The sequence below is a fragment of the Pseudovibrio denitrificans JCM 12308 genome, from assembly GCF_001310815.1.
GTDB lineage: Bacteria > Pseudomonadota > Alphaproteobacteria > Rhizobiales > Stappiaceae > Pseudovibrio > Pseudovibrio denitrificans.
Window position 1 is genome coordinate 135,403 of the sequence record NZ_BAZK01000002.1, and the last position, 21,429, is coordinate 156,831.

A 21,429-nucleotide genomic window follows, 5' to 3' on the forward strand; every position below is an offset into this window, starting at 1 on the left:
CAGCAGAAGTTACCTCCGTACTGCCTAAACTGCTTTGTTGTTGCTCTCACATTCGCGGGCTTTAATCATCTAATCTTATCAGTGATGCAGTACAGGTTGCCTTTGAGTTCTGCATTGTATGTGCGTAGACGTTCTGGTGCTTCAACCTCGATACAAAGCTGGAACTGCTTAGCGGAAAGCTTCTTGTAAGTGACTTGAGATGCATATCCAGTGAGTAAATGAGGACTACGTGCGCAGCTCATAGGATCTAACTCTTCTGGAAGGTCTTTGTTGCGGGTGGCCTTGCAAAACGTGATACCCTTTTGAAGCTGATTGATATCAGAGATACGTAGTTGATCTCTGCGTTCCAATTGCCCTTGCATTGGTCCGCCAACGGTCCAGAATGATAAGGCCAGCACAAGTGTTGCCAGCCCACTTGGTATCCAAGTTGCAAATAAGCTGTCTAGTCTGCTGATATTTTCCTGAAGTTGTCGACCCTGATAAAAGTACTGGATGACTACGAGTGAGAGGAGTGCGACTGCGCAAGATTTAGCAATAAAGCGGGCTGTTAGATCTCCATCAAGGAAACGGTAGATCAGATAAATGGCATCGCAGAGTAGTGTCATTGCAGCTGCAAAAATCGCAATGGCGGTGAGCCAGCGTCTGACACTGCTATATTTGCTTGCTGGATTTGCGCAGCTGTCACGCTCATCTTTGAGATGAAGCCAGAGGAAAACTGGAGTAAAAATAATCAATGCAGCCATAGACCAGCGAAGGCTGCGTAGGCCACTGCGGGAAAAACTATCTCCAACCTCTGGTATCCAGAGGGTAATCAGCCCAAGCAGCAAAATCAAAGTGTTGCCAATGACCATCCCAAAGGCTGCGAAGAGAAGCGCGTAGAAGACGGCATCCCATGCTGAAGTAGAGCGCTGTGGTTGAGGAACTGCCCCAATCGTTTCAACGTAGGACCAGCTTTTCAGAGCTGTATCTATTTCAATAGCAGTCCAGTCTGACGGGCTCAGGCTTGTACGGATGTCATCCTTAGAGAAGCCCTTGTTTAGCGCATCACGCACGAACTCGGAGAGTGAAGCGGGGATTTGCATCTGAAAATCCTTTGAAAATCAAGAGTAAAGTAGACGCGTGCCTGAGTTTGGAATTTTCAATTTTGTCTGGGTAATACGCCTTTTCATTTTACATGTGCACGTCTTTTCATGCTGTTCAAGGTTCTCCGGGCCTAAACTTGTTGCTGACTCCGATAGTTCACAGCGGAGATGCAATAACTTATGCGACCTGCCCAACAAAAAAGGCTCCTGAAAATCTCAGGAGCCTTTTTGATTTCTAGTGCTTGCTTGCAGCTTAGTCGAAGCGGCCGCTGGCGTGGGCGAGCATGGTGTAGACCTTGCCGGTATCAGAGGTCAGGTATGTCTGACCGAGCTGATTGTCGCTGTCGCTTCTGGAGACCTGAGACAGGAGCTGCTCGAAGTCCTGAATGTAACGCTCTACAGCGCTGCGGAACTCAGGATCACGACCGTACTTCTGGCGGATCTCGTCGAAGGTCTGCTGACCTTGCAGGGTGTACAGGCGACGGGTGAAGACGTCGCGCTCACCGCGCTTGTAACGCTCCCACAAGTCCACAAAGGTTTCATGATCAACTGCACGAGCAATATCCATGCTCAGGGAGTTGAGGGATTCCACCATGTGCTGCGGGGTGCGTGCGTTTGCTGTGTCGTGTGCGTGTCCGCCCATGCCGTCTTCATCGTCGGAAGCGCGGCGGAGCAGGTCGCTGATCCAGCCCTTGGATGTGCCGTTTCCCTGTTGTACTGCTGCCGGAGTTGCCTGCGGACGCTTAGCGCGCGGGGCAGGGGCTTCCATGCGGCGTGGAGACGGGGACATACGTGCTGGCTTTGCACCGGTTGCAGCAACCTGCTGCAGGGTTGGTGCTTCAGCTGCTGCGTACTGGCCGCCTGCTGCCACTGCTGCAGGAGCAGCGTTGACTGCGCGTGCTGGCTCAGCTGGCGTGGACACATCGAACTGAGAGGACTGGCGAGACACGATGCCGGAGAGTTCCTCCAGTGCCTTGACCTGTTCACTCACGATACGACGCAGTGCAGAGGTGGATGCTTCTGCTTCATCCGGCAGAGCCAGAATGCCTGCGTTGAGCTCAGAGCGGGTTGCTTCCAGTTCCTGATGAACAGAGCGGGCCACATCGCGCATGCGAGCCGTTGCGTCGGTGAAGCGCTCAGATGCCTCGGTGACGGTGGACTTCATGTCATGGAGGATTTCGTCATGGGCCGCGCGAACTGCGTCACGTGCCTTTTGACCTTCCATGCCAGCAGTCATGCGCATGCTTTCGAACTGCTCAGTCACAGACTTGGTTGCCGCTTCAGCAGCAGCGCGGAGCATGCCGGAAACTTCACGCGCCTTGTCGTCAGCAACTTCAAGCGTGTCACCAAGGGTGTTGGTGTAGTTCGCCATGAGCACTTCGACATCCTGAGTTTTCTTGATCAGGGTGTCTGCGACCATCTCGATTGCCATGCGGCGATCGGAGAAGCGGCTGTCCACGTGGGTGTTGGTTGCTTCCAGATCTGCAATTGCCTGTCCGAGAAGCTGGTTCTGGTCTTCCATGCGGCCTGCGATCTTCGCAGCGTCTGCAAGCACGGTGTGTGTTGTGTTGCGGAGCTGGCCGACCTGCGCCTCGATGGTGGCGTTTGCAGCTTCGGTTTCGGTGACTGCACGATCGATCGCGGTTCTGAACTCACCTGCGCGGTTTGCCAGGTTGGTTTCAACTTCAGACAGGTTCTCGCTTGCAGAAGCAAGGATCTGACGGAGGCTGCCGTTGGATGCGTTCAGGCGTGTCAGGATCTCAGAGACATCTGTTTCAAGACGCTCTTTGGTGCCTGTCATCACGTTCACAGCCATACGGGTGCGATCTTCGATGGTGTTGCCGATGCCGTCGATGGTTTGTGTCAGCGCCTCGGTTGCCACTGCACCCTGACGGGTCACGGTATCTGCAACTTCCTGACCCTTCGTGGAGACTGCGTTGAGCAGGACGTTCATGTCGGCCTGCATGCGCTCGCGGCTGTCATCCATACGGGTGGTTGCGATGGTGCTGCGCTCGTCGATTGCGGTGACGATCTTCTCACCAGCTTCAACCAGCTCACGGGTTGCCTGCAGACCGTTCTGTGCGAAGCGGTCGGAGACTTCACGGCCCTTCACGGTCACAGCATCCAGAATTGCGTTCTGAACTTCGTTGACGCGTGTGGTGAGGTCGTGGGCCCGGTTTTCGATAGCGAGGATAAGTTCGCTACCGTCCTTACCAATGATCTCAGAGAGCTCGGAGGAGCGGCTGCCGAAGGCATCGTTGAGGTTTTCGGCTTTAACCAGCAGCTCGTCTGCCACGGACTTGACGCGGGTGGACAGGGTGCCAGCTGCTTCTTCGATGGTGGTGAAGACGCGGGCACGAACTTCGTCGGTTTCGCCTGCCAGAAGCTTGCGGACGTCTTCTGCAGATTCTGCAAGGATCGTCTTGGAACGCTCGCTTTCTGCGGAGAGGCGGCCAGTGACCAGCTCGATGGTCTGGGACAGGTCGCCACGGACCTTGTCGCTTTCGCCGGTGAGGGCGCCAGACATCTCGGCAAGAGTTGCGGTGTACATGGCGCGGGCGTTTTCGCTTTCCACGGCCAGTGCATTCGCTGCCTGTGCCACAGTTGCCAGAACGCGCTGCGCGACCTCGTCACCTTCCTTGGTAAGCGTACCGCGGACGTTTGCCATGGCATCGGAAACAGCTGCTGCTGCTTTCTCGCCTTCGCCTTCCAGAGAATTGCGGGCTTCGCCGATGGAGTTGGAAACGATTTCCTGCAGACGCTCGCCTTCTTTGCTCAGTGTACCGGAAAGCTGCTCTACGGAGCTGACAACCTTCTCGGTTGTGAGGTCACGTTCCTGAGCAAGGCGATCGGATGCCTGACCAACGACTTCGAGGATGAGGTCGCGAACACGGGTGCTTTCGGAGCCAAGGGAAGAGGTAGCCTCTGCCATTGCTGTTGTAAGCGTGCTTGCTGCCTTCTCGCTCTCGTCGCCCATTGTGGTGGTGATAGCTTCGAGGCGATCGGTGAGGATCGTTTCGAGAGCTTTGGAGCGGCTGTCGAGGGTTTCTGCAACTTCGAAGACCTTGGAACCGAGAGAGACGTTGATCTCTGCCACCTGCTCGGAGAGAGCGTCGGTGAGGTTCTTAGACTGCTGAACGATGATGCTGCCAGCTTCTTCCAGACGGCTGTCGAGTGCTTCGTTGATCTCTGTCTGACCGTCGTGGAATGCTTTTGCAATCTCACGGGTGCGGGAAACCAGAGTTTCAGAGATCTGCTTGGCGCGTGCGTCCAGAGCCTGATCAATGCGCTCGGTGCCGGAGGACAGGGACTCGGAGAGATGCTCTGCGCGGTCAGTAATGACTGTCGCAGCTGCCTCGACCTTGTCGCCCACAGCCTGATCGAAGGTGGACAGGCTGTTGGAGATGGTTTCTTCGATTGCTTCGGAACGCTGAGCGAGGATTTCGCCGATCTTCTCTGCACGGTTGGAGAGGGAAACGCCAACCTGTTCCACACGCTCGGAAAGATTGACCGCGATGATGTCGGTGCGATCTTCGAGGATCTTGGAGATGGACTGGGTTTTCTCTTCCAGAGTGCTTGCGATGATGCCGGTGCCCTGTTCCACAGCGTCGGCCAGCTTGGTGGTGCGGCTTTCGATGGTTTCGGTAAGGGCTGCTGCGCGGGTATCGAAGCTCTGTTCGAAGGTGGAGGTGCGTTCTTCCAGTTTCGCGTCGAGGGACTCGATGCGGCTGTCGAAGGATGCGCCGATGTTCTGGCTGCGCAGGTCGATGGACTGAACGAGATCGGAGCCGCTTTCGGTAACAACCTGCTCCAGTTCTGCCAGCTTGCTTGCCAGACCGTCGTTGAGGGCACGGCCACGGATGTCGAGGGTTTCGGTAATGCGATCGCCGATTTCGGTCAGATCTGCCGTTACACGTTCACCACGAGAACCGATGAGGTAGGCCAGCTGTGTACCGGTGTCAGCCAGTTTGTCAGCCAGTTCCTCAGTGCGCAGGCCAAGTGCTCCGGTGATGTCGGATGTTGTGCTTTCAAGAGCGGTCTTGAAGGCGGAAGTCTGCTTGCTGATGGTGTCAGCCACTTCTGCGCCACGCTCTGCCAGACGCTGATCCAGCTCAGCACCGTTGATGGTGATGCTTTCGTAGATCTGAGTGCTGACGTTACCAAGACGATCAGCCAGCTCGCCGCCGCTGACAGTGATGGTGGTGCCGAGTGTGTTTGCAGTCTCGTCCAGACGGGTCGCGATGTCGCCACCACGCAGGGAGAGGTCAGCAATGATGCTTTCACCTGCACCGCGCAGCACTTCGGAAACCTCGGTGGAGCGGTTGGACAGGGTGTCGATGAAGTCGGTGCACTGAACAGCGATTGCTTCGTTGATCTCGCGACCACGGTTTGCAATGCCTTCTGCTGCCTGTTCGCCGGTTGCGCGTAGGGCGGTGTCCAGGTTGGTCACACGCTCGTCGACAACGCCCATCATCTCTTCGGTGCGGCCAGTGATCGTGTCGATCAGGCGGCCACTTGTAAGAGACAGGTTGGCATTGATTTCTTCGCCGCGTGTAAGGATCTCGTCGGAGAGGCGAGTGCTTGCGGAGGAGAAGTGCTCGGTGATGCCGGAAATGGATGTTTCCAGAGTTTCATGCAGCTGCGCGTTTGCGCTGCCGAACTGATCGGAAACCGTTGTTACTGTCAGGTTCAGCGTATCGGTCAGCTGAGTGTTGGCCGTGTTGACGGTCTCGTTCAGGCTGCTGACGCCAGTGTCCATGATCGTGGAGATCTGGGAGCTTGCAGAACCAACAGTTTCGTTGAGGCTGCCAACACCTGCGTCCAGTGTTTCGGACATGATGGTGTTTGCAGTCTTGACGGCATCTGTCAGGCTGCCAACGCCGCTGTCCATGACAGTGGAGATCTGGGAGCCAGCTGCATTGACTGTTTCGCTGAGCGTAACAACGCCGCCGTCCAGAGTTTCGGAGATCTGCTCTTTTGCACCAGAAACAGTTCTGCTGAGGCTGGAAACGCCGTCTTCCAGAGCGTCTGTGATGTTGGCGGTTGCGCCGGAAACAGAAGCTGTGAAGTTGGATGCGCTTGCGTCCAGAGTTTCTGTCAGCTGTGCGGATGCACCGTAAACGCTCTCGTTGAGATTGGTTACGCCGCTTTCCATCGTTTCTGCAATGGCAGCAGTGCTGTTGGTGACAGTCTGAGAAAGAAGCTCAACACCGCTGTCCAGAGACTGGGAGAGTTCGCCGCTAACGCCATCAACTGTGCGGGTGATGGTGTCGACGCTGCCCTTCAGGGTCTCGGTCAGGTTGTCGTTTGCAGTTGTGATCTTCTCGGTGACTTCGTTGGAAGCGGTGAGAAGTGTTGTTGTCAGCTCAGAACCTGCGGTTTCGACGCTCTGGTTGATGGAAACAACGCCAAGGTTCATTGTTTCGGTCAGAGTATCGTTTGCGCTGTTAATCTGGTCTGTAACAGTAGAGGTAGTCGCTGCCAGAGCTTCGGAGAGCTCGGTGCTTGCACTTGTTACGCTTGTGGTCAGCTCGGTTACGCCGTTGGAAAGAACGGTGCTGACCTGAGAGCTTGCGCCTTCTGCTGCGGAGCTGATGGACTGTACAGAAACATTGAGGGTTTCTGTGAGGGTCGCATTTGCTTCGGTGAGCTGCTCGCTGACAGTAGATGTGGTGATGACCAGAGTTTGCGCCAGCTCGGAGCTGGTTTCGGAAACGCTGGTGGTGAACTCGGACAGACCATTGGTGAGTGTGGAGTTCAGCTCTGTGTTTGCAGCGCTGATCTGGCCAACAACTTCGCCGGATGTGGTGACCAAAGTTTCAGTCAGTTCGGAACTTGCACCCACGAACTGGGCAGTTACGGAAGAGACGGTCTCTTCGATGGAGGCGGTCAGTTCAGTACCCTGCGCCTGCAGAACGCCTTTCATGGCTTCTGTCTGGTCAGTGATGGTTGCAGACAGTTCTGCGCCAGCTGCGCCGAGTGTTGCGTTCAGTGCGTCGCCGCGTTCTGCCAGCAAGTCGCTGATTTCGTTGCCGCGCGCAGAGAGGCCTTCAACGATTTCGGTGCCAGTGGTGGACAGGGTTGCGGTGATTTCATCGCTGCGGCTTGCCAAGTTATTGACAAGTTCCTCAGATGTCTCAGAGAGACGGCTGTTCAGATCAGAACCGCGCTCGGTGAGATTGTCGATGAAGGAGTTTGCAGTTGAGGAGAACTCTTCATTGATAGAAGAGCCTCGCTCGTGAAGTGTTTCAGAGAGCTTGGAACCGGTTTCAGAGAGAGTTTCAACCAGTTCGGAACCGGTTGATGTGAGACGCTCGACATAGTCGTCGGAACGGATGGTCAGCGAGGAGACCATTTCGCTTCCGGCTTCCGTGAAGCTGTCGGTGACTTCTGAGACGCGGGTTTCCAGCTTGCTGTTCATCTGCTCAAGCATAGAGTCGATCGAACCGGTGAGGCGTTCCCGGGCGCGATCAACGGAGGAGGCGAAATCCTCTGAAGTGTTTGCGAGCTGTGAAGCAAGGTTTTCGTGGGAGCCGGAGATAGTTTCACGCACCAGTTCCGCGTTGGCCTGAATGGCCTCACGCTGGCTGACGAGTTCTTCCACCAAACGGCGAATTTTCAGTTCGTTGTCATTATATGAGTTCTCAAGGGAAGACACTTCCTTATGGATGAGAACTTCCAGCTCACTGGCACGGGCAATTGCGCGTTCGATACCGTCGCCCATGGCAGCGGCTTCGCGGCGGATCGCCTGACCAACGTTGAGGATGCTTTCTTTTGCAACATCTTCCGGCTCAGCCAGACGAAGCGCAACTTCTGTCATGCCCCGTGCGACGTTGCGCATTTCCTGCGCGCGCCAGAACATGAGGGCCATAACCCAGACAAAAGCGATTGGAACAACAATAAAGACGGAAACGAGAACCAGTGTCGGGTTTTCGAATACGCCTGCGAATGAAGATGACTTTTCGAGCTGCTCAGCAAATGCGCCCCAGGACATTGCAAGGCCGAGGCTGGCCCAGACAACGGAGACTGCAAATGCGAACCAGAACGGAGCTGCAGACGGCTTGCGCTGCAGAGCAAACATCAAAGAGCCAATGGACTGGCGATCATCATTGCTTGCTGTTGGCGGGCGGCCACCACGGCCACGCTTGCGAACCTGTCTCGGTGCCTGATTTTCTTCTACAAGCTGAGCCAGTTTTTTATCAGTGGAAGGCGCAGTGGTTGCGGCCTCCTTTGCAGGGCTAGCCGACATCTGCGGTGTGTCCGCACTCGTGCTTTCCTGTTCGCTGGATAACATTGACTCCTGTGGAGCGCCAAAATCAGCCTGAAGGGCTTCTTCTACCGCTGACAGAGCCACTTCCGATGGTGCTTTCGCCTTCGGGGTGTTCGCCATATCTCGCCTCGCGTCCGTACTCTCTACTTGCCGGTCGTCAGCACATCATTTCGCCTTTTGTGCCGGCGCCGTCACCACAAGGTGTCTGCCTTACGCGAAAAGCGCTCCTCCCAAACAGAAACGCATTTCAGACAACAATGGGTTTGGCCCCATACAATCCGACAGCTCTGAATTGAGAGCACCGCCGAACTTCTAGGGCCAAAAACAGGGAGTTTTCAGAATCAAAGCGGACCGTTAATGTTAACGGTGCATTAAGATTTAGATTTCCCCACCTTGCAGCTACCCTTAACCTAATGGCACAATCCGGTGGACTGTACAACAGAAGTTGCCGGGATTTTTAGGTGCCCTACGATAAGTCACAGGCAGCATTTTTGGGGGGAACTCACTATGGCTAATCGCGAAAATTCTCCAGTCAGTTCTAAAGGTCCCAATCGGCCGAGTCCTACACAACTCAAATGGTTAAGGCGAGGTCTTAACGAAGCAGGTGGAAAGTTGCCGCTGTTTGATGAGAGCGGTCGACAAGTGCCAGCTGCAACTGTGCGGGCGTGTGTTGCGGCAGGGTGGGCGGAGCCTTGGTTTTCCAACCCATTGAAGCCCGATTGGCTTATATGCAAGCTGACTGACAAGGGACGCGAGATGCTGGAGCGGGATGGTAATTCGAAAAATCTTGTTAACCATCTTTAACAGAGCACCTTGTCAATTTTAACGTGTGATGGCAGTGAAGGCTGGTGGCAGGGCTCCGAGTCTAGATTTGAATCTGGGCAGTAGGATGTTGTTAACCATAAAATAAAAACCTGTGTTTTCTTTTGGGGAATAGATTCCGTTGCCTATGGGAAATGAGGGGTAGAGTCACTGCAGAGTCATAGCGGCGGCGGGTTTTGAGTCACTCAAGCGAATCAACTTTCCGAATAGCTTGATAACTTTGAGTCACTTGGCTGTGTTTGGAGGCGTGGCGTCAACTTGGCACTGGAACTACATAAAACTACAAGTGCTATATGCAGGGATCACTTCTCATCTGTGACGTTTGATGACCCGGATTTGCAAGGTCAGATCCTGGAGATGTTTGAGCAGCAGATCGATGAGTTCCGTCGGGGCTTACAAGGTTCGTCAAGTGCTGAGGTGCTGAAAGCTGTGCTGCATCGCTTTAAAGGATCAGCGCGCGGTGTTGGTGCCTTTGCTCTGGGCGATGCGCTGGAGCATGCTGAGCTTGAGGCTGCTGGAGGGCAGGTGCCAGTGCTTGCAACTGTAGAGGCTTGCCTTGATGCTGTGTCCGCTGAGCTTCAGGTGCTGCGTAAATCGTGACGTGAAACTGGCTGCGCGGGTTTGACCATAAGGTCTGGCTCAGAAGTTCTTGAATAGCTGGGCGCCTGCATGTATCTGAAGACAACAGAATAAGCCAATCAGGGTCGGGACGACTTTAAATATGCCAAAGATTACTTTCATCACCTCATCAGGTGAAAGCCATGAGGTGGATGCTGCTGCTGGTTCTACCGTTATGGAGAACGCGATCAAGAACATGGTTCCTGGAATTGAAGCGGAATGTGGTGGTGCCTGCGCTTGCGCGACCTGTCACGTGTACGTGGACCCAGCATGGAATGACAAGACTGGCGAACCTGAGCCAATGGAAGAGGATATGCTCGACTTCGCTCAGGACGTTCGTGACACTTCCCGTCTTTCCTGTCAGATCCGTGTAACAGACGAGATGGATGGTCTGGTGGTTCATATCCCTGAGAGCCAGAGCTAAGCTGCAGCTTCAGAGTTTAAATGAAAAAGGCTGGTCCGATTGGGCCAGCCTTTTTTGTTGCGTGTCGTGAAGGGCTTACTCGGCGCCGACGGCCTGTGGTTGGCGGCCTGAGACCCACACGGTTTCCATACCCGGCTCCGGATGACGAGGGATCATGCGGCTCAGGATCAGGCTGATGGCAGCCATGGATGCGCCTGCGATGAACACCAGAGCAGGCGAGAACAGCCAGATGGTGCCGAAGACAACCGGGATCACCACTGCAGCGATATGGTTGATGGTGAAGTCCACGGCGGACGTTGGTGCAATGTCTGCCGGATCTGCGATCTTCTGGAAGTAAGTCTTCATGGCGATGGCCATTGCGAAGAATGCATGGTCGATCACGTAGAGTGCGCCTGCAACCCAGACGTTTGTGACGAAGGCGTAGGAGAGAAACACGATGATCAGGCCGATGTATTCGCAGGTCAGCGCAGTTCGCTCGCCGACGCGACCGATAAAGGCGCCGATCTTCGGAGCGAGGAACATGTTGATGGCGCCGTTCAGTAGGAACAGGGCTGCAACTTCATGCACTTCGTAGCCAAAGCGTTCCACCATCAGGAAGCCTGCAAAGACGGTGAAGATCTGACGGCGCGCGCCACTCATGAAGGTGAGGGCGTAGTACAGCCAGTAGCGTTTGCGCAGGATCAGCTTTTTGTGCTGCTCTACGTGGGCTTTGTATTTTGGGAAGGCAACTGCTGCGAAGATGGTCAGCGCCATGCCGGCAATGCCTGCCCAGAGGAAGACTTGCTCATAGGCTAGGTCAAAGGTCTTCCAACTGAGCATGATCGTGCCGTAGATGCACAGAGATACCAGAGATGAGACGGCGATGATCTTGCCGAGCAGGGCTGGCGCATCCTTCTTTGGCAACCACTGCAAAGACAGAGACTGCTTGAGTGTCTCGTAGTAATGGAAACCGAAGGACATGATGAGGGTGGTGGCATAAAAACCGATTGCGGATGGGAAATAGCCCGTAATCGCAATGCCGAAGCCCATCAGGCCCAATGAAATCAGCGTGAAGGTCTGCTCTTTGAAGATGAGCAGCATGAAGATAACGGTGAACGCCAATAGGCCCGGGATCTCGCGGATGGATTGCTGAATACCAATTTCCTGACCGGTAAAGCCAAGCGTGTTCACTGCGAAGTTGTTGATGAGGTTCCACCACACAGAAAATGAAAGCTGTGAGGCGACCGTGAGAACCAGCAAAAATACAAAGGGTGAGCGCCAGTCGGCTCTGATGTCTTTAATGATATTCAACATGGTGCTTCGTTCTTATGAAAAGGTTTTGCAATTAAGTAAGCGAAAAGTTTGTTTACGTGATAGCACTAGTTTGCCAAAAAATGTTTTGGAGTCGCCAAGAGGTGTTCGATGCCTATTCACGCTGATGTTTACATGGACCCGCATGAGGTGGATCGCCCGCAACCCATTGTTGCTTATGCGGTAGATATGCCCATTGGAGGGCAGGGGCAGCCGCATTCACACGCGCGTGGTCAATTGGTTCACATCATGCAAGGCGCGACCACGGTGTTCACCGAGGAGGGTACGTTTGTTGTGCCGCCGGAGCGGGCAGTGTGGGTTCCGGGTGGGATGATGCATCGAACGGTCTACCCTGTCAAAACCCAATTCCGAAGTCTGTACTTGCGTGAAGATTGGTCTGCACGACTCTCTGATAAGCCAGTGGTGGTGCAGGTAACACCGCTGCTGCGTGAGTTGATACAGGAGCTCATGGCAGCGCCTAGGGATTATGCGCTTGATGGGCCTGTTGCGCGGATTGCTCAGGTGATTGTTGATCAGCTGAAGAGTTTGCCGGATGCGCCGTTACAGCTGCCTATGCCGGTCAATCATGCGCTGCTGAAAGAGCTTTGTCAGTCGATCCTGTCTTGCCCGGCGCATTTGCCAAGTCTTGCAGATGCGGCGGAGCGGACGCGCATGTCTCAGCGGACGTTTGAGCGGCGGTTCTTTGATGAGACGGGCTGGAGTTATCGCAAATGGTGCGGGCAGGCGAAGTTGTTTCGTGCGCTGGAGTTGCTCTCAGCAGGGCGAAGCGTGGGTGATGTGGCCTTCAAGCTTGGCTATGAGGGGCCAAGTCCGTTTATCTCACAGTTTCGCAAGGCGTTTGGTACGACACCGGGCAAGTACTTCAAGCCGCAGTAGTTGTTACTTGCCACTGCTGCAGGCGCGGATAAAGTCACGAACTGGCTTTGCGCTGCCTTTGAGGCTGACGTTGTAAGTCGCGTAACCGCCCAGGTTGACCTTGAGCTCGTTGTCCCGTGCCATCCGGTTCCAGAGTGAGGAGCCGTTGCTTAGGGTGAGAAGCGGTAGGGAAATACCGGCTTCCGGATCCAGTGCGCTGCCGACGCCGACATAGCTTTCCTTGAAGCGTTTGGTGCTTAGCGAGATCAGGATGCTGTCACCGGGTTTAAGTGCTGGAACCGTTGACTGGAACATGATTTCGATATCGCCGCTACCAGCTATGCAACGGGCATAAAAGTCGGTGTCGTCTGTTTCTGGTACGCCGTGAACAAGTACTTTGTTGTTATCGCCTGTTGGTAGTCCAGATACCCAAACATACGCGCCGTCAAAACCATTCAGCGGAGCTTTTTCATTCAGGAACTTGTCCGGATTTGGCAGAAGGTCTTGAGTAATGAGGTCGGTGTTTTGCTCGTGGAATACAAAATGCTGAGCGGTTCTGCCGCTGCTGTTGAGTGCACAGGAGAAGTTGAAGGGCACATACATGCCCTGACTTTGATAAACACCGCGGCCCGCCAGCTTGTCGCCCGTACGCACCAGCACAGGTTTCTGGTTCAACTGATCATTTGTGAACGTACCAAGGCCCAGATAGACGGGCGGCAGTTCTGAAAGGGAGTTCTTGGTGGCAATGATTTTGCTGCCAAGCTTGGAACAGGCGCGGCGTGCGTTCCAGAGAGGTTCTGCCACGCTGATCACAAGATCATCTTCCGGAGCGATCTCGCTGTTTTTCAGTGGTGGCAGGTCTTGTGTCACGACCTGTGTTGGAGGTGCGGCTTGCGGAGAGCTGCTGTCCCGTTTCAGCTTGTAGTAACAGGCCTTTCGGGCTGCGGGGTCTGGATCTCCAAAGAAGTCAGTTCGGCAGTGAACATCGCCCTCAGCGGTCTTCTCGTAGAAAGCGCCGGGTCTGCCAAAGCGAACAGTGGTTGGGTATGGCAGTTCGCAGACCTGAAACTCCAGTGCGCACTTGCGCCAGCCATCTTTGGTAAACTCGGGAAGCTGCGGGATCGGGGTGATCACACCGCCAGAGCTTGCTGACTTGACTGGTGTTTTGAGCGCAGATGATGTTGCGCTGACTGTGTTCACACTTTTGCGGGAATAAGGTTTGTTGCCTACATAGAAGATGCCCGCACAGCCTTTGTCTGTCCAAAGGTGTGAGGGGACAACGCCCCAACTCTCGTTGAGCTTACACAATGCATTGGATGTCTGGCGCAGAAGTTGGACGTAGTTGCGGTTGGCGTTCGAGATTCTGCACTTGGTGTAAGCAGCGTTCTCAGAAGCGCAGACGACGACGTTGGTTCCGTCCAGACGGTCTGGTGTGTTGGCAACGTGGTTTGCCGTTGATGGCCGATGTGTTGGATCGCTGCGATGAACATTCTCCCCATCATGTTGCTGGGTGAGTGTATTGGTCAGGCAGTCGATAAACTCCGGGCTATCCAGCGATGCATCTGTCTTATCCAGCAGCTTTCTATAATCAGCGCGGGATGAGTGAGTTGATCGGCGGGATAGTTGTTGCGTTGGCGTTGGCTACAAGAAAGGGTGCAATGAGGGCGAGAGTGCCCGCAGATTTCCTTGTGAACAGTTGCCACATATTAGATTTGCTCACAGCATAGCCTCTCTTAGCTCGTCTGGTGCATTTGTTGCCTAACGCAATCAGCTTGCGCCCAGCTTAAAGCTTTGCGTTTCGTCTTCTCCAAAATGGCAAGGAAACGCTCTGCAGCTGAGCATACGGTGCTGTCTAAATCTCAAAGCTATTCGCAGTCTAGTTGTAAAAGTACAAAAGAGGGAAGTTAAATACGCAGTGTTGTTAGCGTACAAGTTCCTTCATGGCAGAATCCAGCCCCTCCAGCGTCAGTGGATACATACGCTGATCAAACAGTTCTTTCATCATGCCGATGGAATGGGTGTAATCCCAATGCTTCTCGCGTACCGGATTGAGCCAGACGGCCTTTTGGTAAAGATCCGTGACGCGCTTGATCCACGTGTGGCCGGCTTCTTCGTTCCAATGCTCAACAGAACCGCCCGGATATGTGATCTCGTAGGGGCTCATGGATGCGTCGCCGATGAAAATGACCTTGTAATCACTTGGGTATTTGTGGAGCACATCCATGGTGTTGATGCGCTCAGTATGGCGACGGCGGTTGTTCTTCCAAACGAACTCATAGAGGCAATTGTGGAAGTAGAAGTACTCCATCACCTTGAACTCCGTCTTGGCAGCAGAGAACAGCTCCTCGCAGACGCGGATGTGGTCGTCCATCGAGCCGCCGATATCAAAGAACAACAGCACCTTGACTGCATTGCGCCGTTCCGGACGCATATGGATGTCGAGCAAGCCTTTGTGAGCCGTGGACTTGATGGTGTTATCCAGATCCAGCTCATCTGCTGCGCCAGTTCTGGCGAACTTGCGCAGGCGCTTCAGGGCAACTTTGATATTGCGGGTGCCCAGTTCAACGGTGTCATCCAGATCTTTGAACTCACGCTTGTCCCAGACTTTGACTGCGCGTCGGTGGCGACTGCCATCCTGTCCAATGCGGATGCCTTCCGGGTTATAGCCATAAGCACCAAACGGGGATGTGCCACCCGTTCCGATCCACTTGTTGCCGCCTTGGTGGCGTTCTTTCTGCTCTTCGAGCCGCTTTTGTAGCGTTTCCATGAGCTTTTCAAAGCCACCCATGGACTCAATGAGTTTCTTTTCTTCTTCGCTCAGGTGTTTTTCGGTGAGTTTGCGCAGCCATTCCTCAGGGATTTCCGTGGTTGGCACTTCGCTCATCAGATCAAGGCCGTTGAACGTGTGTCCGAAGACCCGGTCAAACTTGTCCAGATTGGCTTCGTCTTTGACCAGCGTGGCACGAGCGAGGAAGTAGAAATCCTCGACGCGCTTGTAGGCAAGGTCAGCGTCCAGCGCTTCCATAAGCGTTAGATACTCGCGTACGGAGACGGGCAGGCCAGCGGATTTGAGCTCTTCGAAAAACTGAATAAACATGGGGTTACACTATGCGATAGGGCTGTGTGGTGTCGAGAGTGCATTTGACACCTTAGGCAAAAGCATAGGGATCAGTAAGAGCCTCTGGCCCAATCGATTGCTTTGGCCAGATGGAGCTCCACGAAGTCACTTTTGCCTTCACGGTATCCGACTACATCACCGTTGACGTCTTGTGCCGTTTTCTTCTTCAGGTGCGCATACTTTTCACGCACTTCCGGGTGGGCTTTCAGGTAGTCACGAAAGGCGAGATGGCGATAGACGTGCGGATCGCCGGTTTTGAAGGCGTGGAGGTGATGTGTGCGGTCGTCTCCACCTTTCTCAAAATAGCGACGACCTTTGATGCCGTGTTCGCCCTTCGCGACATAGCCGATGTTGATGAGCTTTGCGGACTGAGTTTCAAGCGCCTCGATATCTGAGACTTCTAACAGGATGTCGATGATCGGTTTGGCTGCAAGGTCTGGCACGGAAGTGCTGCCTATGTGGTGGATGCCTTCGACGATGTCTCCGAGAAGGTCGTACAGGACCTCCTGTTCTTGTTGGAAATCCTCAGCCCATCGGGCCTGTGCATCTACCACTTTGACTTTTCGTGTGATCATCGCTCTGCCTGTCGTTGTTGTGCCTTGTGAGCCCGAGCATAGCAAATGCCTAGGAGGTGTGCAGGGTTCTGTCAGATCCTCGTTAATCTTGGTCTACAACCTCATCTGGGGCAGATTTTGTTATCTCACTCATGAGCTCGGTCAGAGATGGGCCCTTTGTTGCGATGAACGGAGCCGGGCGGCAGGTCTGAATGGCGGCTACACCAATGCGGGCGGTGAGGAAGCCGTTGACCAAACCTTCGCCCAAACGGGCGGAAAGTTTTGCCGCCAGACCCTGGCCGATGAATTGCTCCAATAAACTATCACCTGCAGCCATGCCGCCTGTTACGGCAAGATGAGCAGCTACATCTCGTGCCAGTCTCCAGAAGCCCAAAGCGCCGGGACGGGCGCCATAGAGGCGGGAAACACGGCGCACGATGCGCAGGTTTTCGTAGAGCACGATCAAAATATCGACGAGCGCGCGCGGGGACAGGGCAGTCACCACAGATACACGCTTTGCGCTTTCCATAACGATCAGGCGAGCGCGGGCATCCAATGGGGCCATCAGATCGCGTTCCGCGAGTTTAACGAGATCTCTGCCGTCGATGATCTCCTGCATATGCCCTTTCAGTTGAGTGCGGCCATGGGCTGTTTCAGGTCGGTCAGCATAAAGCGTCATCAATTTGTGCAGGGCTTCGCGGGCTTCTTTGTCGCTGTCGTTGTCGGCAGCGGTTTGCAGATCATCTCGGATATGGTCGATCTGTTCCAGCCGCGAAAGTGCGCGCCATTCCTTGAAGAACAGGCCGATCAAACCGAGGAATGCCAGTGCTGTCAGGCCAACAGCTGTCCAGCCTAGCCAGTCATAGCGGGCGAACAGGTCTCTGATGAGGCTGTCTACAGCAAGACCAACGGCAAGTGAGACGAGGCCGCCGCCGCCAATTGCAATGATCTTACTCCAGCGGCTTTTTGCTGGTTTGGGCTCCGGTGCAATAGCGCTTTGCGGTAGCGCCAGCGCGCTTTCACTTTCCTCTGAGATTACAGCTTCAGAAGAAAGTGGTTCATGGGCGAACTCTCCTTCCAGCCGGACGGAGCTGTCATCCAGTTTGAATGCCTTGGGCGCGCGGCGCGCCTGTGGCTTGTGCTGATGTGTCTTCTTGTTGGTCATGCGAGTTTGTCTCCCAGCAAGAACTCCATAGCGCTGTCCAAGCGGATGTGAGGGAGTGATAATGTTAGTCCTTCTGCAGTTCGTTCCAGCTTGGGAGGGCGGAAACGAACATACTTCAGTGCGGTCTGATCTTCTGGTTTGTCCTGGTCTTGTTCTGCCGTGAAAAGGTCGCTCAGGTCATCTGGTAAGTCACCAGGGAAGATTGCGGCTTCTTCATCGCCGTCAAACTTCATGGTGCCAATGGTCTCATTGGGCATTGGCGTGCCGAGCAGCGCAGGTGTCTCCACGCCATCGTGATGGACGGTTGCTTGCCGTGTTGCCCTGACAGAGGCGAGCGCAAGAGTTTTGACGGATGCACCGGAGAACTCTGCACGGTTGATTGCTTTTTCAACCAGCTGTTTCAGAAGCATTTCAAGATGATCGTGATCTTCTCGGCGCAAGTGATCTGCTTTGGTTGCTGCAAACAAGATACGATCGATCTTGCGTGAAAGGATCGAGAACAGCCAACTGGACTTACCGGGTCTGAAGGCACCCATGATTTCCGTAAGTGCGCGGCTCAGATCGTCCAGGGCTTCTGGCCCGGCATTGATGGCAGTCAGCGCATCCACTAGCACAATCTGCCGATCCAGACGCGCGAAGTGGTTCTTAAAGAATGGTCTGACGACGTGTTTGCGGTAGGCTTCATAGCGGCGCTCCATAATGGCAAGGAGCGTGCCTGCTTTGGGCTTAACCTGCGTGTTGCCCAGATCCAGCGGCGCGAATGTGAGTGCCGGAGTTTCTTTCATGTCGCCAGGCATGAGGAAGCGGCCCGGAGGCAGCATGGAGAGCGCGTTCTCATCATCCCGGCAGCGGCTCAGGTATGTTGTGAATGTGCTGGCTAACTCTTTGGCGACTTCCTCAGAGAACTCATCGTGGAGTTTGTCCTGATAGCGAGCAAGTGTTTCCAGAAACTCCTCTGAAAGATCTGGTCTTGCCTTGGCGCGGCGGAGCGCTTCCTCTGAGAAGCGGCGGAAATCCTGTCTCAATAAAGCAAGGTCTAGAAGCCACTCGCCGGGGTAATCGACAATATCGAGATGTAATTTGCCACCACCTAGACGGCGGTTCAGGAATGTTGCTGACTCGTACTCGATTGTCAGGCGCAGCTCTGAGATCTGGTGCGTGGATTCAGGCCAGAGGCGATCTTTTGTGAGCGTTTCGACATGCTGCTCATAGTTGAAGCGCGGCACGTCATCATCAGGTTGCGGTTGGAGATAAGCGCGGGCCAATCTTCCTGTGCCTGCAGCGTCCAACAGAGGCAAGCGACCACCTGCGATGAGGTTATGGACGAGGGCAGAGATGAAGACGGTTTTACCGGATCGTGCCAAACCGGTGACGCCCAGACGTACAGTTGGGACTGTCAGATCAATTGCTGAATCCGTCAGATTGTCCAATGCGGTTTGCGCATCGTTCAGGGCCAGCTTCGCGTTTTTAAATAATGAATTCAGTGGGCTCACAGATCATCCTCCAAGGAACGATGTGGTGCGTTCTTTGGAGGAATGCAATCGCAAATGCCCCAATAATTGTAGAGTAAAGCAAAATTTTCCTAGTCAGGAGCCGGAGACAGCCTGTAAGTGTCGCGGCTGGAAGAAGGATACAATCCGTCCTTGTCTACGTTCTACCTCTGACCAGCGGTGGGCTTCAAAGTCTATAACAGCTAGTGCGCCGGTTGGGTATTTGGCCTCCATCTGATGGATATACTCTGGGTTGCCTTTGCCAACCAGTTCAAGAGCCGTGTCCTGAATGGCTGTGTTGTGCCCGACAACAAGAATGGTATCGAACCCACCGCCGTAAGCCCGGATAGCATCGGTGTAGTCGCCTTCGCTGGAGTTGTAGAGATCTCGCAATAACTGGATACGGGTATCGCAGCGCAGATAAGGCATCACCTCCATGAGTGTTTGCCGGGTGCGCAAAGCAGTTGAACACAGAATGAGCTTGGGATGAAGTTGGTGCTGGTGGATGTGAGCTCCGACCCGTGCTGCGGCTTTCCAGCCACTGGAGTTTAGAGCGCGGTCATGATCGTGGACGCCTGCGTCACTCCAGTCGGATTTTGCATGTCGCAACAGCATTAGGCGAAGCATATGTTACCCTCCAGTTATACGTTATTACTTTATGTTCCTAAGAGGTAGAAACATTCTAAGTTGTATTGATGCTGCTATGCGATATTGCGGTGCAGCAATGTTGGATGGACTTATTTGTTTATTACTTGCTTTGTCTCTGTTTGAAACCTACATGCTTTTTCTGTGATTTGGAAGTCGATAGTATTCCCCTAATAGTATGGGGTTTTTATCTCATAATTACTGAAATATTTATTGGTGATGCATGCATTATTAAATGCAGCATTTTCATCTTTTAAACGAGAATGTGGAAGCTTGCTTGGGGCTTTGCTTCAGTGCTTCAGGGAGTTGGCATGAAGGGTGAGTGATGTGTGGTCTGCATTGTATAAACTCCCCGCACGATTTGAGGGGAGATTAGTTGCGCTGCTGCTCTTTCTCAATGCGCACTGCAAGGCTCTTAAACAGGGCTCTGATTTTCTCAAGCTCGCTCACAGGCAGATCGTCAGAGATGGATGTCCAGACGGTATAATCTGCACTTGGGGCTGTGTAGGCGACAAAGCTCTCAACACGTCCCATGTTCATTGTTGTCTCGGTTCTGAAAGCGACTTCGTTCTGCGGTGTCTTCAGGTTCAGCGGTTTGAAGTGACTTTGGCGATAACCGCTTTTGAAGTTATTGATGAGTGTGGCGGCCGTATCTTTCTTGTGACGACGAAAGATAACTTTGATCTCGCCGTTCTCTGTCTCGTACACGCAGCCGGTGCCTAGTTCCTTCAAATCCGGCACCAAAGCAGATCTGGAGAGCTGACTGATATAGTCCGGGCAAAACATGCCGGTGAAGTGGGTTAGCGCATCAACGTCTTTCCGCCAGCCATTGTGTAACGTGTGTGGCTGGTAGAGAAGGCTTTCAGAAATGGTGCTGTTTGCCTGAGCGATAGTGGTGAAAGAACTGCTCAATAGGACTGTGCAGCCCATCAGTGCCACCAGAGATGCGTGCATGCGTGCTGCGAGGCTCAAAAAATTTAGCTTTTTGTATTGTTTCATTTTCAAGCCACGCAATCGACGTCAACGGCGGTTCATGAAAGCCAGGCGCTCAAATAAGTGAACGTCCTGTTCGTTTTTAAGAAGGGCGCCGTGCAGAGGCGGAATAATCTTCCGGCTTTCGGTTTCGCGCAGTGTCTCTGGATCAATGTCTTCGTTGAGGAGCAGTTTGATCCAGTCCAGCAGTTCAGAGGTAGACGGCTTCTTCTTTAGGCCCGGTAGGTCTCTGAGGTTATAGAAGGCGTTTAGTGCTTCTTTGAGCAGGCGATCTTTGATTTGACCAAAGTGAACGTTGACGATCTCGCTCATGGTCTCTGCATCTGGGAACTTGATGAAGTGGAAGAAGCAACGGCGCAGGAAGGCGTCCGGCAAGTCTTTCTCGTTGTTGGAGGTGATGATCACGATTGGGCGCTGTTTGGCCTTTACAGTTTCACCGGTCTCGTAAACGAAGAACTCCATGCGATCCAGTTCCTGAAGGAGGTCGTTCGGGAACTCGATGTCAGCCTTATCAATCTCGTCGATCAGCAGAACCGGGCGCTCGTCCATCTCAAAGGCAGTCCAGAGTTTGCCTTTGCGGATGTAGTTGCGGATGTCCTTTACGCGCTCGTCGCCGAGCTGACTGTCTCGCAGGCGGGAAACAGCATCGTACTCATACAGACCTTGTTGTGCTTTTGTCGTTGATTTCACGTTCCACTCAAGAAATGGAACGCCAAGGCTTTGCGCGATTTCCTGAGCTAGGACAGTTTTGCCGGTTCCCGGTTCGCCTTTTACAAGCAGGGGGCGTTCAAGGGTAATTGCTGCGTTGACTGCGATCCGAAGATCTTCTGTGGCAACGTATTGGGAAGTCCCTTCAAATTTCATTGCTAAATCCTGCTTGAACATCGTGATTTGGCGAAAACACTAATCTCTCGATAGGCAATGGGCAATCCCTGCAGGGTTGCGCCATTGGGCTTATCTAGTGGTTTCGGTTCTGAGTGAGCTTCTTTTGTGTCTATGGGAATTATATGCCGGGTGTGGCGAGTTAATTGCCGGGTCTAGGTGGAATTTTTTATATTTAACAATAAGTTAAAATTGTAAAT

The 21,429-nt window shown here is 53.7% G+C and carries 14 protein-coding genes; 3 read left to right on the forward strand and 11 right to left on the reverse strand.

Annotation, left to right across the window (positions count from 1 at the left end; translation table 11 throughout):
• Positions 1-65: 65 nt before the first annotated feature.
• Positions 66-1,082, reverse strand: coding sequence for a DUF5671 domain-containing protein (locus JCM12308_RS02295; RefSeq protein ID WP_054782734.1), 1,017 nt, complete (start codon positions 1,080-1,082; stop codon positions 66-68).
• 253 nt (positions 1,083-1,335) lie between these two features.
• Entirely contained in the window at positions 1,336-8,472 is a 7,137-nt protein-coding gene (locus JCM12308_RS02300) for an apolipoprotein A-IV repeat region-like domain-containing protein (RefSeq protein ID WP_054782735.1), read from the reverse strand.
• Between the two features lie 1,017 nt (positions 8,473-9,489).
• Here JCM12308_RS02300 and JCM12308_RS02305 point away from each other — a divergent pair.
• Entirely contained in the window at positions 9,490-9,774 is a 285-nt protein-coding gene (locus tag JCM12308_RS02305; RefSeq protein WP_054782736.1) for an Hpt domain-containing protein, read from the forward strand.
• 121 nt (positions 9,775-9,895) lie between these two features.
• The gene (locus JCM12308_RS02310) at positions 9,896-10,216 is read left to right on the forward strand and encodes a 2Fe-2S iron-sulfur cluster-binding protein (RefSeq protein WP_008547474.1); all 321 of its coding nucleotides are present in this window, start codon (positions 9,896-9,898) and stop codon (positions 10,214-10,216) included.
• Between the two features lie 75 nt (positions 10,217-10,291).
• Here JCM12308_RS02310 and JCM12308_RS02315 read toward each other — a convergent pair whose 3' ends face one another.
• A complete protein-coding gene (locus JCM12308_RS02315; RefSeq protein WP_054782737.1) occupies positions 10,292-11,509 on the reverse strand; it encodes an MFS transporter in 1,218 nt (405 codons plus the stop codon).
• A gap of 108 nt (positions 11,510-11,617) precedes the next feature.
• Between JCM12308_RS02315 and JCM12308_RS02320 the strand changes: the two genes are divergently transcribed.
• Positions 11,618-12,403 carry an AraC family transcriptional regulator gene (locus tag JCM12308_RS02320; RefSeq protein WP_054782738.1) on the forward strand — a complete coding sequence of 262 codons (786 nt, stop codon included), beginning with the start codon at positions 11,618-11,620 and terminating at the stop codon, positions 12,401-12,403.
• 3 nt (positions 12,404-12,406) lie between these two features.
• Here the strand turns inward: JCM12308_RS02320 and JCM12308_RS02325 are convergent, their stop codons facing one another.
• The 8 genes from JCM12308_RS02325 to JCM12308_RS02360 all read right to left on the reverse strand — a co-directional run bounded on the left by JCM12308_RS02325 (position 12,407) and on the right by JCM12308_RS02360 (position 21,211).
• A complete protein-coding gene (locus tag JCM12308_RS02325) occupies positions 12,407-13,960 on the reverse strand; it encodes a DUF3011 domain-containing protein (protein ID WP_208978222.1) in 1,554 nt (517 codons plus the stop codon).
• A 343-nt stretch (positions 13,961-14,303) separates the two neighbouring features.
• The gene (locus JCM12308_RS02330) at positions 14,304-15,479 is read right to left on the reverse strand and encodes a vWA domain-containing protein (protein ID WP_054782739.1); all 1,176 of its coding nucleotides are present in this window, start codon (positions 15,477-15,479) and stop codon (positions 14,304-14,306) included.
• A gap of 71 nt (positions 15,480-15,550) precedes the next feature.
• Positions 15,551-16,075, reverse strand: a complete 525-nt coding sequence (locus JCM12308_RS02335; protein ID WP_054782740.1) for a GrpB family protein — start codon at positions 16,073-16,075, stop codon at positions 15,551-15,553.
• Positions 16,076-16,157: 82 nt separating this feature from the next.
• The gene (locus tag JCM12308_RS02340) at positions 16,158-17,219 is read right to left on the reverse strand and encodes a YcjF family protein (protein ID WP_054782741.1); all 1,062 of its coding nucleotides are present in this window, start codon (positions 17,217-17,219) and stop codon (positions 16,158-16,160) included.
• Entirely contained in the window at positions 17,216-18,712 is a 1,497-nt protein-coding gene (locus JCM12308_RS02345; RefSeq protein WP_054782742.1) for a YcjX family GTP-binding protein, read from the reverse strand. Before JCM12308_RS02345 ends, JCM12308_RS02340 begins: the two co-directional genes overlap by 4 nt.
• 93 nt (positions 18,713-18,805) lie before the next feature.
• Positions 18,806-19,336, reverse strand: coding sequence for a SixA phosphatase family protein (locus JCM12308_RS02350; RefSeq protein WP_008547393.1), 531 nt, complete (start codon positions 19,334-19,336; stop codon positions 18,806-18,808).
• 390 nt (positions 19,337-19,726) lie between these two features.
• Positions 19,727-20,326, reverse strand: a complete 600-nt coding sequence (locus JCM12308_RS02355) for a hypothetical protein (RefSeq protein WP_208978196.1) — start codon at positions 20,324-20,326, stop codon at positions 19,727-19,729.
• A 48-nt stretch (positions 20,327-20,374) separates the two neighbouring features.
• Positions 20,375-21,211: an AAA family ATPase gene (locus JCM12308_RS02360; protein ID WP_008547796.1), complete on the reverse strand. Its 837-nt coding sequence runs from the start codon at positions 21,209-21,211 to the stop codon at positions 20,375-20,377.
• Positions 21,212-21,429 lie beyond the last annotated feature (218 nt).